This window comes from Bradyrhizobium sp. 17, from assembly GCF_023073515.1.
GTDB classification, from domain to species: Bacteria; Pseudomonadota; Alphaproteobacteria; order Rhizobiales; family Xanthobacteraceae; genus Bradyrhizobium; species Bradyrhizobium canariense_D.
Genome location: NZ_JADPJQ010000035.1, coordinates 247,609 through 260,678, shown reverse-complemented (window position 1 = coordinate 260,678; position 13,070 = coordinate 247,609). Strand labels below are relative to the sequence as shown.

Sequence of the window (13,070 nt, the reverse complement as noted above, 5' to 3'; positions counted from 1 at the left end):
GCTCAGAGCGGGCGAACGTCAGCACTGAAGAGATAGCCGCCATTGCGCACGGTCCTGATCGAGAACGCAGCCTTGGGATCCGCGGCGACGAGCTTGCGGCGCAGCCGGCTAACCGACACGTCAATGACGCGGTCGAACGGATCCGCGGTCCGGCCGCGTGTCCAGTCGAGCAACTGGTCGCGGGACAGCACCCGCTTGGGCCGTTCGAGGAAACATGCCAGCAGATCAAACTCCGCTGCCGTCAACTCGACGACACGGTTCTGGTCGTTGGTCAGGCTGCGCCCGTCGAGATCGGCCACCAGCCTGCCGAAAGCAATTCGCCGCGGCGGCGGCATCTGCAGCGGGCCGTCCACACGCCGCAAGACGGCCTTGATGCGCGCCAGCAATTCCCGAGGATTGAAAGGCTTCGGCAGATAATCGTCGGCGCCGAGCTCCAGGCCGATGATGCGGTCGACATCGTCGGCCTTGGCCGTCAGCATCAGGATCGGCGTGCGGCTCTTGCTGCGCAGGCGCTGGCAGATCGACAGTCCGTCCTCGCCCGGCAGCATGATGTCAAGCACGATGAGATCCGGGCATGCCTGCATCAGCGCCCGGTCCATCGCCGCGCCGTTCTCGACGCAAACCGGCGCATAGCCCTCCCGCGTCAGCAGGTCCGCCAAGAGCGCGCGGATCTCGCGGTCGTCCTCCACGATCATGATCGTCCGAGTGTCCATCGCGGCCTCTATCGAGCAGCCCGCTGGCAGGAATGTGGCGACCCCGTCACTCGTTACAAAACGTTACACTTCCGGCCTCGCCGGCAATATCACGGCAAAAGATCGAGGCGAGATTGGCCCCATGCGGCGACCGGTCTCGTTCCGGCGCGTCCTCACAAACAGGAGTATCCGATGAAACCCATTCTGGCTTCGCTATCACTCGCAACGGTGCTGGCCCTCACGGGAGCCTCCGGTGCAAACGCCTGGGTTCGCAGCGGCGGCGTCACGACTTGGCGAGGTACCTACTACGGCAGCGCCAGCGGCGGATGCGCCGGCGGAACCTGCTCGCGTTCGGCTTCGGTGACGGGACCTTATGGCGGCACGATCGCACGCAGCGGCAGCATCACGCGCGTCGCTCCGCATGCATTCGACTACACGCGCACCACGACGGGTCCGAACGGCAACAGCGTGACGCGCAGCGGCACGGTCGGGACTCATCCCTATTACGGATACCGGTACTGACCCTCGCGCCGCACGACCGTGAATTCCGGCCGGGGTCAGAACACTGGCCGCGGACTGCCTTCCTCCAACTTGCAAGCATGGATATCTCGAATGCGACGATTGACGATCTTGGCGTCGGCCGCGGCAGCCGCACTGGCCGCAGGTTCGACCGCGCTAGCCTTCACCCCCAGCCCTCACCCCGGCATGTCCGACGGCCTCACCGAAGTCAGCGGCGGCTGCGGACCCGGCTGGCACCTGACGGCCAACGGCCTGTGCCGGCGGACCATCGTGCCCTACGCCCATCCACCCTATGCCTATGCGGCGCCTCCCTATCCTGGGGCCTGTTGGTGGACCAGCACGCCATTCGGCGTGCGGAGGGTCTGCGCATGGTGAGACCTGTACAGCTACGGGAGCTGCGACGCGCGATCGCGGCCATCATCGCCGCGTTGGTCGCGATATCGTCCGCGGGCGCCGCGTCCGCCCAGCAACCGCGACAGGAGATACGCCAAGCGTGCACCGCGGACATGCGCGCGCTGTGCTCCGGCATCATGCCGGGAGGCGGCCGCGTCAAGCAGTGCATGATCGAGCATTTCAACCAGCTGTCGGATGGCTGCAAGAGCGCGCTGAAGCAGGCGCAGGCGTCGAAGCCATAGGGCGTGCCTCGCGGGAGTGCGCGTGGGGCTCGCAGACGCGATAAGTGCCGCGAGCCCTGCGGTGTCGCACGATATACAGGCGAGGCCGGCAACCCCATGTTTGCCGACGACCGGCAGCTGTGGTCTGGTCGACCAACGGAACACTTCGGGGATTCGCTGCTGATGGCGCAGGACGCTCACACCGCAACATCATGGCCGCTGTTTCGCTCACTCGCGTCCTATTCGCTGCCGGGCGATTTGATGGCCGGCCTGACGCTCGCGGCAATCGCGATCCCAGAGCAGATGGCCACGGCGCGGCTCGGCGGCTTCGCGCCGCAGATCGGCTTCTTCGCCTTCATGGCGGGATCGCTCGGCTTTGCGATGCTCGGCGGAAACCGCTTCCTGTCCTGCGGCGCCGATTCCACGATCACGCCGATCTTCGCCGGCGGGCTGGCGGCGCTGGCCGCCGCCGGCTCGCCTGAGTATCAGGGCCTCGCGATCGCGCTGGCACTGATGGTCGGCGCAATGATGCTGGCCGGCGGCGCCTTCCGCCTCGGCGGCATCGCCAATCTCTTGTCCGTGCCCGTCATGGTCGGTTTCCTCGCCGGCATCTCCGTCCACATCATCGTGTCGCAATTACCGGGCGTGCTGGGCCTGGACTCGCCGAACGGGCCGACGCTCGATCGCATCGGTGTGCTCGCAAGCGAGCTCGGCCGCACCAATCCCTTCACGCTATGCATCGGCTTCGGTGTGCTTCGTCGCCGAGAAGATCAGCGCAAAAATTCCGGGCGCGCTGATCGGGCTCGTCGCCGCGACCCTGGCCACGATCGCGCTCGGCCTCGAGAGCAAGGGCGTCAATGTCGTAGGCCTCGTGCCGGGGACGCTGCCGCGGCCGACCTTCCCCGAGCTTGCACCGGAGCAATGGGTCCGCCTCGTGCCGCTCGCCTTTGTCATCACGGTCGTGGTGATGGTGCAGACCGCGGCGACGACGCGCTCATTCCCGTCCGATCCCGACAAGCCGGCCGATGTCGATCGCGATTTTCTCGGCGCGGGCGTAGGCTGCGTACTGTCGGGCCTGTTCGGCGCGTTTCCGGTCAACGCCAGCCCGCCGCGGACGGGCATTGTCGCCGAGACCGGCGGACAATCGCAGCTCGCGGGTCTCGCCGCCGCTGCGATCGTGCTGGCGCTGCTCGCGTTTGGAACGGGATTGCTGCAGCACGTTCCAGACGCAGCCCTCGGCGGCATCCTGCTGTTCGTCGCGCTGCGCATCATCCGCGTGAAGCAGATCGTCACGATCTATCGCCAATCCCCCAGCGAATTCCTGCTGATCGCCGCCACCGCCGCGCTGATCATCGTGCTGCCGATCCAGCAAGGCGCGTTCCTCGGCATCGTGCTGTCGCTGCTGCACGGCATCTGGAGCACGACGCGCGCGCGGCTGGTCGAGTTCGAGCGCGTGCCGGGCACCACGATCTGGTGGCCGGCACATCCGCACATCGCCGGCGAGCGCATCGCCGGCGTCGCCGTGCTCGGGCTGCAGGCGCCGCTGTCCTTCCTCAACGCGCCCGGCTTTCGCAGCGACGTGATCAAGGTGCTCGGCACGATGCCGCCACAGCTGCTGGTGCTGGAGGCGAGCGGCATGGTCGAGATCGACTTCACCGCCGCGCAGATCCTGCTGGACGTGTTCAGGGCGTGCAGCGAACAGGGCGTCACCGTCGCGCTGGCCCGGCTGGAATCAGTGCGCGCGCAGGACGCGTTCGAGCGGTTTAGATTGTTCGACGCCCTGCCGAGAGAGCGTGTCTTCCACAGCGTCGACGAGGCCGTGCGGAAGTTGGCGCGATAACTGGGCTCACTGCGCCAATGGCGGGTGATCGCGCTGGATCGTTTCGCGGATCCAGCTGGCATGGATCGCGCGAAACAGGATTTGCGCCGTCTTGAGGTCGTTCGCCTTCATGCAGAGATCGACGATGCGACGGACTGCGTCGTCGCGCATCAGTCCATCCGAGATCTTCATCGCGATTTCCATCGCGACTTTCGCCGCGCGCTCGTAGCGCTCGCTGTCGCGCTTGTCGCTGCGCGCGCTACCTGCCGCGCTCGCCGCAGCGGCGTCACAGATCGCACGGATGCGCTCGGCGGCCTCGATGTCGCCGAGCGGCCGTTCGATCGCTTCGTCCCAGACGTCCTGACGCGTCTTGCGCGCGAACCACTGCATTGCCTGCTCCGTGGTGAGGGAGCGAGCATAAACGGCGGCCACGCCGCGCGCTACGCCTCCGGTACGATCTTCCCGGGATTGAAGATGTTCTGCGGATCGAGCGCCTTTTTCAGCGCCCGCATCGCGTCGATCGCCTCGGGGCCGAGCTCCGCCTTGAGGTATTTCTGCTTGCCCTGACCGATGCCGTGCTCGCCGGTGCAGGTGCCGTCCATCGCCTGCGCGCGCTCGACCAGCCGATGCATGAACTCCTCGCCGCGCGCCATCTCGTCGGCATCGTTGGTGTCGCAGACCAGCGAGCAGTGGAAATTGCCGTCGCCGACATGGCCGACGATCGGCGACAACAGGTTGAGGCGCTTGAGATCTTCCTCGGTCTCGCCGACGCATTCGGCAAGCCGCGAGATCGGCACGCAGACGTCGGTCGCGACCACCCCGATGCTGTCGCCGGGCCGCAGCGCTTTCACCGACCAATAGGCGTCGTGCCGCGCCTGCCACAGCTTTGTGCGATCCTCCGGCTTGGTGGTCCAGGAGAAGTCGCCGCCGCCGCAATCCCTGGCGATCTCGCCGAAGGCCTTGGACTGTTCGGCGACCTCGATCTCGCTGCCGTGGAATTCCATCAGCAGCAGCGGCGTTTCGGGCAGGGTCAACTTCGAATAGGCGTTGCAGGCCCGCACCTGCGCGGCGTTGAGCAGCTCGATGCGCGCCACGGGAATGCCGGTCTGGATCGCCAGGATCACGGCCTGACACGCCCCGTGCACGGTCTCGAACGACACCGCTCCGGCCGCGATCGTATCGGGGATGCCGCGCAGGCGGATGGTCAGCTCCGAGATGATGCCGAGCGTGCCCTCGGCGCCGACGAACAGATGCGTCAGGTCGTAGCCGGCGGATGATTTCTTCGCACGCGTGCCGGTCGTGATGATCTCGCCGTCGCCGCGGACCACTTTCAGCGCCAGCACACTGTCGCGCATGGTGCCGTAGCGCACCGCATTGGTGCCGGAAGCGCGGGTCGAGGCCATGCCACCGAGGGAAGCGTCCGCGCCGGGGTCGATCGGGAAGAACAGGCCCTGGTCGCGCAGATGCTCGTTGAGCGCCTTGCGGGTCACCCCGGGCTGGATCACGCAGTCGAGGTCCTCGGCATGCACCGCGAGCACCTTGTTCATGTCGCGCAGGTCGATGCAAATTCCGCCGGCGGGTGCGTTGACCTGGCCCTCGAGCGAGGTGCCGGTGCCGAAGGCGATGACAGGCACGCCGTTTTTCGCGCAGATCCGCACCACGTCCTGGATGTCGGCAGTCTCCTGCGCCATCACCACGCCGTCCGGCGGCTGGTTCACGATCCATGTGGTGGTATGGCCGTGCTGCTCGCGGACGGCTTGCGAGGTGATGAGGCGGTTGCCGAACCGCGCGGCAAGTTGCTCCAGCGCGCTCGCGAGGGCTTTCGGCGCCGGCCGCGGCGGATTATTGGTGATGGTCGTACCCACGGACGTTCCTCCCGACGAGACGAACCGTGGCAAAGGACATCTCACCGGTCAAGTCAAGCGACCGGACGCATAGCTGGGGAAGGACACATGCCGGAGACTGCTGCCACAACGATCGAGGGCGTGCCGTTCCGCTCGTCAATCATGCAGATCGAGCCGCAATGGATCGACTACAACGGCCACCTCAACATGGCCTATTACAACGTGATGTTCGACCGCGCGATCGACCAGATGTGGCTGACGCTCGGGATCGGACCGGGCTACATGAAGGAGCGCGGCGGCTCGACCTTCACCGCCGAATGCCACGTGCGGTATTTGCGCGAAATCCACCTCGACGATCTCGTGCAGGTCTCGGTCTGGCTGCTGGAAGCCGACGACAAGCGGCTGCACACCTTCCAGGAGCTGCGGCACGCGACCGAAGGATGGCTGTCCGCCACATCGGAAAACATGTCGCTTCACATCGACATGGGCTCACGAAAGGTGGCGGCTTTTCCCCCAGACATCCGTGAGCGCATCGCAGCGGTGGTCAAGGCCCACAGCGCCGTCCCGCGGCCCGAGGGCATCGGCCGGAACGTGGCGATGCCCTCGAAGCGGTAAGCGCGCTAAACCCTGTTACGACCCCGTGCCAGTCCGACAACGGCCGAGACCAGGAACAACACGACTGCGATGAAGAAGATGATCTTGGCGATTTCGATCGACGCGCCGGCGAGGCCGCCAAAGCCCAGGATACCGGCGATCAGGGCGATAACCAGAAACGTAACTACCCAGCTAAGCATGATCCGAACCTCTGTTTCGATGTCTGTCTGCGATCGGCGCGGCTGACGCGCCTCACTTGCAGAACCAATCGCCAACTCGGAACAATGGTTCCGGGCCGCTGAAGCCGGAAATTCGCCTGACCGACAGGAACAAATTGGCTTTCGGCGCACGTGGAAAACCCCTGTCCGCGGCCCCATATAGGGACCAATCCCTGTTAAGAAGGCTCCCCTTTCACCACCCCGCGGTGCCAACGTGGGGCAAATGATTCGCATGACCGAGCCGAGCAAGATCACGTCCCAGAGCGTCCCCGACCACCAGCCCGCAGCCGGCGGCATCGCCGCGCGTGCGCGCGCCTCGGTAGGCCCGCAATACCTGTCCGGGCTCAATCCGGAGCAGCGCGAGGCTGTGGAGACGCTGGACGGGCCGGTTCTGGTGCTGGCCGGCGCCGGCACCGGCAAGACCCGCGTGCTGACCACGCGCATCGCCCACATCCTGAGCCAGGGCCGCGCCCGCCCATCCGAAATCCTGTCGGTGACCTTCACCAACAAGGCCGCGCGCGAAATGAAACATCGGCTCGGTCAGATGCTCGGCCATGCCGTCGAAGGCATGCCGTGGCTCGGCACCTTCCACTCCATCGGCGGGCGCATCCTGCGCACCCACGCCGAGCTGGCGCAGCTCAAGTCGAACTTCACCGTGCTCGACGTCGACGATCAGGTCCGACTGCTCAAGCAGCTTCTGCAAGCCGACAATATCGACGACAAGCGCTGGCCGGCGCGCATGCTGGCCGGGCTGATCGACGGCTGGAAGAACCGCGGCCTGACGCCGTCGCAGGTGCCGTCGGGCGAAGCCGCCGTGTTCGCCAACGACAAGGGCGGCAAGCTCTATGCGAGCTACCAGGAGCGGCTGAAGATCCTGAACGCCGCCGATTTCGGCGATCTGCTGCTCGAGGACATCCGCATCTTCCGCGAGCACCCGGATATCCTGCGGCAGTACCAGCAGCGCTTCAAATTCATCCTGGTCGATGAGTATCAAGACACCAACGTCGCTCAATATCTGTGGCTGCGGCTGCTGTCCCAAGCGCCGACTTCTTTTGCCTCTCCCCGCGTGCGGGGAGAGGTCGGATCGCCCGGCAGCGCAATTGCGCGCCCGAGCGATCCGGGTGAGGGGGACTCTCAGCAAGCTGAGCTCGTGGAGGCAGCCCCTCATCCTGACCTTCTCAGCGTGAGCGAAGCTCGTCGCGACCCCGCAAGCGGGGAGAAGGAGCAGACGCGCCACGTCAAAAACATCTGCTGCGTCGGCGACGACGACCAGTCGATCTATGGCTGGCGCGGCGCGGAGGTCGACAACATCCTGCGCTTCGACCATGATTTCCCCGGCGCCAAGGTCATCCGCCTCGAGCGCAACTACCGCTCGACGGGCCACATCCTCGCCGCCGCCTCGCACCTGATCGCCCACAACGAGGGCCGGCTCGGCAAGACGCTGCGCACCGAGGACCAGGACGGCGAGAAGGTCACGGTAACAGGCTCTTGGGATTCGGAAGAGGAAGCCCGCGGCATCGGCGAGGAGATCGAGCAGATCCAGCGCCAGGGCGACAAGCTCAACGAGATCGCGATTCTGGTGCGCGCCTCCTACCAGATGCGCGAGTTCGAGGACCGCTTCGTCACGCTCGGCCTGCCCTATCGCGTCATCGGCGGCCCGCGCTTCTACGAGCGCGCCGAGATCCGCGATGCGCTGGCTTATCTCCGCGTCATCAATTCACCGGCCGACGATCTCGCCTTCGAGCGCATCGTCAACACGCCCAAGCGCGGCCTGGGCGATGCCACCGTGCAGATGCTGCACGATCACGCCCGCAAGCGCCGCATCCCGCTGTTCGAGGCGGCGCGCGCGGTGGTCGAGACCGATGAGCTGAAGCCGAAGGCGCGCGGCTCCTTGCGCGACGTCGTCGCCCAGTTCGACCGCTGGCGCGCCCAGCGCGAGGTCACCTCGCACACCGAGCTCGCCGAGATCGTGCTCGACGAGAGCGGCTACACCGAGATGTGGCAGAAGGACCGTTCGGCGGACGCCGCGGGTCGGCTCGAAAACCTCAAGGAGCTGGTGCGCTCGATGGAGGAGTTCGAGAACCTGCAAGGGTTTTTGGAGCACATCTCACTGGTGATGGACCGCGACAGCGGCGCCGACGAGGACGCGGTGTCGCTGATGACGCTGCATTCGGCCAAGGGGCTGGAATTCGACAACGTGTTCCTGCCCGGCTGGGAGGAAGGCCTGTTTCCGAGCCAGCGCACGTTGGACGAACAGGGCCGCGCCGGCCTCGAGGAAGAGCGCCGGCTCGGTCATGTCGGCCTGACCCGGGCCCGCCGCCGCGCCAAAATCTATTTTGCCACCAACCGCCGGATCCACGGCACCTGGTCGACCACGATCCCCTCGCGCTTTCTCGACGAACTGCCCGCGGCCAATGTCGAGATCACGGAATCCAAGGGCGGCTCGGCCTGGGGCGGCACCGGCGGCTACGGCGCCTCCCGCTTCGACGACATGGAAGCGTTCGGCTCCACCTATTCGACCCCGGGCTGGCAGCGCGCCCAGGCCAATCGCAATCGCGGCGGCGGTGGCGGCGGCAATGGCGGCCGCGGCAGTTTCGAGGAACAGGCCTCGTCGTTTTCGTCCCAGTCGTCCTCGCCCGATTTCGGCAGCTTCTCCTCGCGCCGCCGCGGGCCGCTGACGATCGAGGGCGAGCTGGTGGCCAAATCCACCGGCACGACCTCGGAATTCTCCCTCTCCGACCGCGTCTTCCACCAGAAATTCGGCTATGGCCGCGTCACCAAGATCGACGGCAACAAGCTCACCATCGCCTTCGACAAGGCGGGGGAGAAGAAGGTCGTGGACAGTTTTGTGCAGCGGGCGTGAGGCCTGCATGCCGCACTACATCGCCATCATCGAGGACGCCGGCCCGGACGAAGCCGTCGGCGTGTGGTTTCCGGACCTGCCCGGCTGCATTTCCGGCGGCGACGACGTCGATGAGGCCCTGGAGAATGCGCCCGAGGCACTCGCGTTCTATGCACAGGAACTGACCGCGGACGGCCGCCAGCTTCCCCCGCCGCGGACATTGGACGAGCTCAAGGCCGACCCTGATGTCGCCGACGAGCTCGGGAAGCACACGGTCGCCCTGATCGAATGGCCACCCCTCACTGAGGCCACGGAGTGAGGACTGTTCGCCGCACTGGTCGGACTCTCGACAGTTCAGGTCCGAACAGCCCTTGACCACCGTGAACTTCCCCGTATCAGATGCGGCCATGGTCCGGGGCTCCATCACACTGATCTTGCTGGCATTGGGTATGCCGTCGCTTGCGGCGGCGGAGACCATGAGCTTTGGCGATGCGATCGGGCTGCTGGCGAAAAGTTGCGGCGCGGAAATCGTCGCCAATTGCCGCGGCGTCAACCCGGATTCGACCCGCCTGAAGGAGTGCCTCTCGCGCAACCGCGACGTGCTCTCGCAGCAGTGCCAGAGCGATTATCTCGGTGCCTTCGACGCCATCCAGAAGCGCGTCGCAGCCCGTGTCACCGTGGCGAACGTCTGCCAGCGCGAGATCGTCAAGGTCTGCGGCGGCTCGACCAAGGAGACCAGCAAGGCGGTCCCCTGCCTGGTCTCGACGCCCAAGGGCATCAGCAACAATTGCCTGAAGGCCGTTGACGACGCGGGGTATCGGTGATGCCAGCGACGAGGCTTTCCACCGCCGGAATATGCATCGCGCTCGGCCTCGCTTTGCTCGCGGGCACAGCGGAAGCGCAGACGGCGCCGCCAACCCGCGACGACATCGTCGGCAAGCTCAACCATTTCGAACAAGCCGCCGAGATCGATCTCCCCGCGCTGAAGCTGCAGGTGATGGAGCGGGCCAAGGCCAGGATCAAGAACGATCCCGGTCCGGTGAACCGGCCGCTGATCGCGCCTGATCTGGTCAATCTGCCGACCTTCACTGCGCAGATCCAGTTCGACGCCGACACGCCGATCATCCAGCCGGCGTCCTACCAGACCGTCGGCCGCCTCGCCGATGCGCTGGTCCATGCCTCGCTGCTGCCCTACACGTTCCTGATCGTCGGCCATGTCGAATCCAACGCGAAGACGCGCGAGGCCAACGCGATCCTGAGCCAGCGCCGGGCGGACGCGATACGCGACGTGCTGGTGAACACGTTCAAGATCTCGACCAAGCGGCTGCATCCGATCGGCCTCGGCGAGGAGCAGTTTCTCGACCGGGCCAGGCCGACCTCAGCCGCCAACGCCCAGTTGCAAATCCTGACCTACGCCAAGGTACCGGAGGAAGCGCCTGCGCATCCGGCTGCGACACCTGCGCCTGCAGCGAAAAAGCCCGCCAAGAAGCGCTGAGCGGACGCGCCACGGCGTCTGACGCAACCCTTTGAAGTCACGTTTCTTTTGTGACCTGTCTCACAGCGCAACAGCGCGGTTTCGCGCGACAATTACGCCGGTTTGTGCACCGCCCTATCAGGTGCTATAGGCTTTTTTCGCCCTGCCCGACCCCATGCTGCACGAGACCGAGATGGCCAGTTATTTTCAACGTCAGCTGGCCGACTACGTCGAATATCATCGCGATCCCTGGAACTGCGCGATGCACGTGGTCGGCATCCTCCTGCTCTTCACCGGCGCCGTGCTGCCGCTGACGCTGGTCCATTTCCCGGTGTTCGGGATCGAGGTCAGCCTGGCCATGGTTCTTGCCCTGCCGGTGCTGGCCTACTGGCTGATGCTGGACGCCGGGATCGGGCTCGGCATCCTCGCCTCGATGATCGTGCTGCTTTCGGTCGCAACCGCGATTGGCAATCAGGTCTCGATCGTCATGATGTGGTCGATTTTTGTGGTGCTGATCGGGCTCGGCGTCGCGTCGCAAATCGTCGGTCACAAGGTTTTCGAGGAGCGGCAGCCGTCGATGGTCGACCACCCCACGCATTTTCTGCTTGGACCGATGTTTGTCATGGCAAAATTATTCATTGCATTGGGCTTCCGTCGCGACCTTGCCGCGATTCTGGCGCCTGCTCCGACCAATTCCCTTTCAACCCGATAGTTCTAGACGCGAAACAGCAAACCTACTGCATGGCTCTCGTACTGGTTACCGGTGGCAGCGGCTTCATCGGACATCATCTTGTAGAAGCGCTCCGCGCCCGTGGGCAGCGGGTGCGTGTTCTCGACGTCCGTGCGCCTGCCGCGCCGTATGCCGACGTTGAATATGCCCAAGGCTCGGTGCTCGACGGTGCCGCGGTCGATGCCGCGATTGCTGGGGTCGATCAGGTCTATCACCTCGCGGGCCTGCCCGGCATGTGGGTCGCCGACAAGCAGGCCTTTCACGACGTCAATTGCCGCGGCACCGAGATCGTGCTCGCGGCCGCGATGAAGCGCGGGGTCTCGCGCTTTCTGCACTGCTCGACGGAATCGATCCTATTCCCCTATTCCGACCTCAACGGTGTTCCCGCCGAAGAGGCGCTGCAGCCGGCCGATGCGATGCCGGGCGCCTACACGCGGTCGAAATCGCTGGCCGAGCATTGCGCCGCGAAGGCCGCAGCTGAAGGTTTTCCGCTGGTGATCGGCACCCCGACCATGCCGATCGGTGCTGCCGACCACAATCTGACGCCGCCGACTGCGATGCTGTGGTACTTCCTGCAGAAGAAAGTGCAGCCGCATCTCGACTTCCCGGTCAATCTCGTCGACGTTCGCGACGTTGCCATGGGCCTCGTGCTGACCATGGAACGCGGGCGTAACGGCCAGCGCTACATCCTCGGCGGCGACTGCGTCAGGCTCGGCCAGATTCTGCGGATGATGTCCGCGATGAGCGGCCGCCGGCAATTCCCGGTCGTCGTTCCCGGCAAGATGGCCGAGCTGTCCGGCATCATGCTTGAATATCTCTCTGACCGCATCACGCGCAGGCCGCCCAACGGCACCGCCGAGGGCGTGCGCATTGCGCTCGCCGCGAGCGACCTCTCGATCAGCAAGGCGCGCACCGAACTCGGCTACGCGCCGCGCCCGATCGAGCCGGTCCTGCGCGAAACCATCACCCATCTTCTCGCCCGCGGCGGCGCGCTTGCCTCCGGCGCCATCGAGCATCACGCGCTCTCCTCGCGCGCCAGCTGAGCTGCCGCCCAACCCAAAGAACCTTTCCGCATGTCCTTCGATTTCAGCAAGCTTCTCTCTGTCGCCTGGGGTGGTTGGACCACGACTTGGCCGACGCAACTGCTCGCCCTGATCTGGCTCGCCTGGCTCGCAAGCTGGGTCGGCGCCTCGTTCTGGCAGGGCCGCACCCAGAAGCAGGTAATGACGCTGGAGTCCGGCCGCTATCGCATCCCGATCCTGGTCGGCGGCATCCTGTTCACGCCATGGACCGCGGAAGTGCTCGGCGAGAAGCCGCTCTGGGTGTTCAGCAATACAGCTGTCTACGTGGTGGCGCTGATCGTGCTGGCCGGGATCTCCTTCACCTGGTGGGGACGGCTGCATCTCGGACAATTCTGGTCCAACACCATCACCCACAAGCAAGACCACCGCGTCATCGACACCGGCCCGTACGGCATCGTACGCCATCCGATCTACACCGGCCTGATCCTCGGCATGCTGGTGACGGGCATCGCGGTCGGCACGGTGACCGCGATGCTCGGCGCGATCCTGATCTCGCTCGGCATGTGGCAGAAGGGCCGGATGGAAGAAGTGTTCCTGTCCAAGGAGCTCGGCGAAGACGCCTACGGCGCCTATTGCCGCCGCGTGCCGATGATCATCCCGTTCCTGTCGCCGCGCTGAGAGCGGCGGACGCGCCCCACATTC

At 65.6% G+C, this 13,070-nt stretch carries 15 protein-coding genes and 1 pseudogene; 12 read left to right on the top strand and 4 right to left on the bottom strand.

Going from position 1 to position 13,070, the window contains the following annotated elements:
• Positions 1-2 precede the first annotated feature (2 nt).
• A complete protein-coding gene (locus tag IVB13_RS06195) occupies positions 3-713 on the bottom strand; it encodes a response regulator (protein WP_018454293.1) in 711 nt (236 codons plus the stop codon).
• A 171-nt stretch (positions 714-884) separates the two neighbouring features.
• On the opposite strand from IVB13_RS06195, the gene IVB13_RS06190 reads away from it, so the two are divergent.
• From IVB13_RS06190 to IVB13_RS06175, 4 genes and pseudogenes are all read left to right on the top strand, one after another.
• Positions 885-1,214, top strand: coding sequence for a hypothetical protein (locus IVB13_RS06190; protein ID WP_018454292.1), 330 nt, complete (start codon positions 885-887; stop codon positions 1,212-1,214).
• Positions 1,215-1,304: 90 nt separating this feature from the next.
• The gene (locus IVB13_RS06185) at positions 1,305-1,586 is read left to right on the top strand and encodes a hypothetical protein (RefSeq protein ID WP_143273231.1); all 282 of its coding nucleotides are present in this window, start codon (positions 1,305-1,307) and stop codon (positions 1,584-1,586) included.
• Positions 1,580-1,846, top strand: coding sequence for a hypothetical protein (locus IVB13_RS06180; RefSeq protein ID WP_018454291.1), 267 nt, complete (start codon positions 1,580-1,582; stop codon positions 1,844-1,846). Before IVB13_RS06185 ends, IVB13_RS06180 begins: the two co-directional genes overlap by 7 nt.
• 162 nt (positions 1,847-2,008) lie before the next feature.
• Positions 2,009-3,665: pseudogene (locus tag IVB13_RS06175) on the top strand (SulP family inorganic anion transporter).
• 6 nt (positions 3,666-3,671) lie between these two features.
• Here the strand turns inward: IVB13_RS06175 and IVB13_RS06170 are convergent.
• Both IVB13_RS06170 and IVB13_RS06165 read right to left on the bottom strand, forming a co-directional pair.
• Positions 3,672-4,034, bottom strand: a complete 363-nt coding sequence (locus tag IVB13_RS06170; protein WP_026232706.1) for a hypothetical protein — start codon at positions 4,032-4,034, stop codon at positions 3,672-3,674.
• Between the two features lie 50 nt (positions 4,035-4,084).
• The gene (locus IVB13_RS06165; protein WP_085350292.1) at positions 4,085-5,509 is read right to left on the bottom strand and encodes an FAD-linked oxidase C-terminal domain-containing protein; all 1,425 of its coding nucleotides are present in this window, start codon (positions 5,507-5,509) and stop codon (positions 4,085-4,087) included.
• An 87-nt stretch (positions 5,510-5,596) separates the two neighbouring features.
• On the opposite strand from IVB13_RS06165, the gene IVB13_RS06160 reads away from it, so the two are divergent.
• The gene (locus tag IVB13_RS06160) at positions 5,597-6,103 is read left to right on the top strand and encodes a thioesterase family protein (protein ID WP_085385101.1); all 507 of its coding nucleotides are present in this window, start codon (positions 5,597-5,599) and stop codon (positions 6,101-6,103) included.
• A 5-nt stretch (positions 6,104-6,108) separates the two neighbouring features.
• On the opposite strand, the gene IVB13_RS06155 is transcribed toward IVB13_RS06160, so the two are convergent.
• Positions 6,109-6,282 (bottom strand): DUF1328 domain-containing protein, encoded by a 174-nt coding sequence (locus IVB13_RS06155; protein WP_007600914.1) that lies wholly within the window; start codon positions 6,280-6,282, stop codon positions 6,109-6,111.
• Between the two features lie 241 nt (positions 6,283-6,523).
• On the opposite strand from IVB13_RS06155, the gene IVB13_RS06150 reads away from it, so the two are divergent.
• The 7 genes from IVB13_RS06150 (at position 6,524) to IVB13_RS06120 (ending at position 13,046) form a co-directional block, all read left to right on the top strand.
• On the top strand, positions 6,524-9,163 hold the full coding sequence (locus IVB13_RS06150; protein ID WP_247488040.1) for a UvrD-helicase domain-containing protein: 2,640 nt from the start codon (positions 6,524-6,526) through the stop codon (positions 9,161-9,163).
• A 7-nt stretch (positions 9,164-9,170) separates the two neighbouring features.
• Entirely contained in the window at positions 9,171-9,461 is a 291-nt protein-coding gene (locus tag IVB13_RS06145) for a type II toxin-antitoxin system HicB family antitoxin (protein ID WP_018454285.1), read from the top strand.
• 88 nt (positions 9,462-9,549) lie between these two features.
• Complete coding sequence (locus IVB13_RS06140) at positions 9,550-9,966, top strand: hypothetical protein (protein ID WP_018454284.1); 417 nt, start codon at positions 9,550-9,552, stop codon at positions 9,964-9,966.
• On the top strand, positions 9,966-10,637 hold the full coding sequence (locus IVB13_RS06135; protein WP_018454283.1) for an OmpA family protein: 672 nt from the start codon (positions 9,966-9,968) through the stop codon (positions 10,635-10,637). The genes IVB13_RS06140 and IVB13_RS06135 overlap by 1 nt, the downstream gene beginning before the upstream one ends.
• A gap of 154 nt (positions 10,638-10,791) precedes the next feature.
• On the top strand, positions 10,792-11,328 hold the full coding sequence (locus IVB13_RS06130; RefSeq protein WP_018454282.1) for an Mpo1-like protein: 537 nt from the start codon (positions 10,792-10,794) through the stop codon (positions 11,326-11,328).
• 29 nt (positions 11,329-11,357) lie between these two features.
• Positions 11,358-12,389, top strand: coding sequence for an NAD-dependent epimerase/dehydratase family protein (locus IVB13_RS06125; RefSeq protein ID WP_018454281.1), 1,032 nt, complete (start codon positions 11,358-11,360; stop codon positions 12,387-12,389).
• Positions 12,390-12,419: 30 nt separating this feature from the next.
• Positions 12,420-13,046 (top strand): isoprenylcysteine carboxylmethyltransferase family protein, encoded by a 627-nt coding sequence (locus IVB13_RS06120; RefSeq protein WP_007600907.1) that lies wholly within the window; start codon positions 12,420-12,422, stop codon positions 13,044-13,046.
• Positions 13,047-13,070 lie beyond the last annotated feature (24 nt).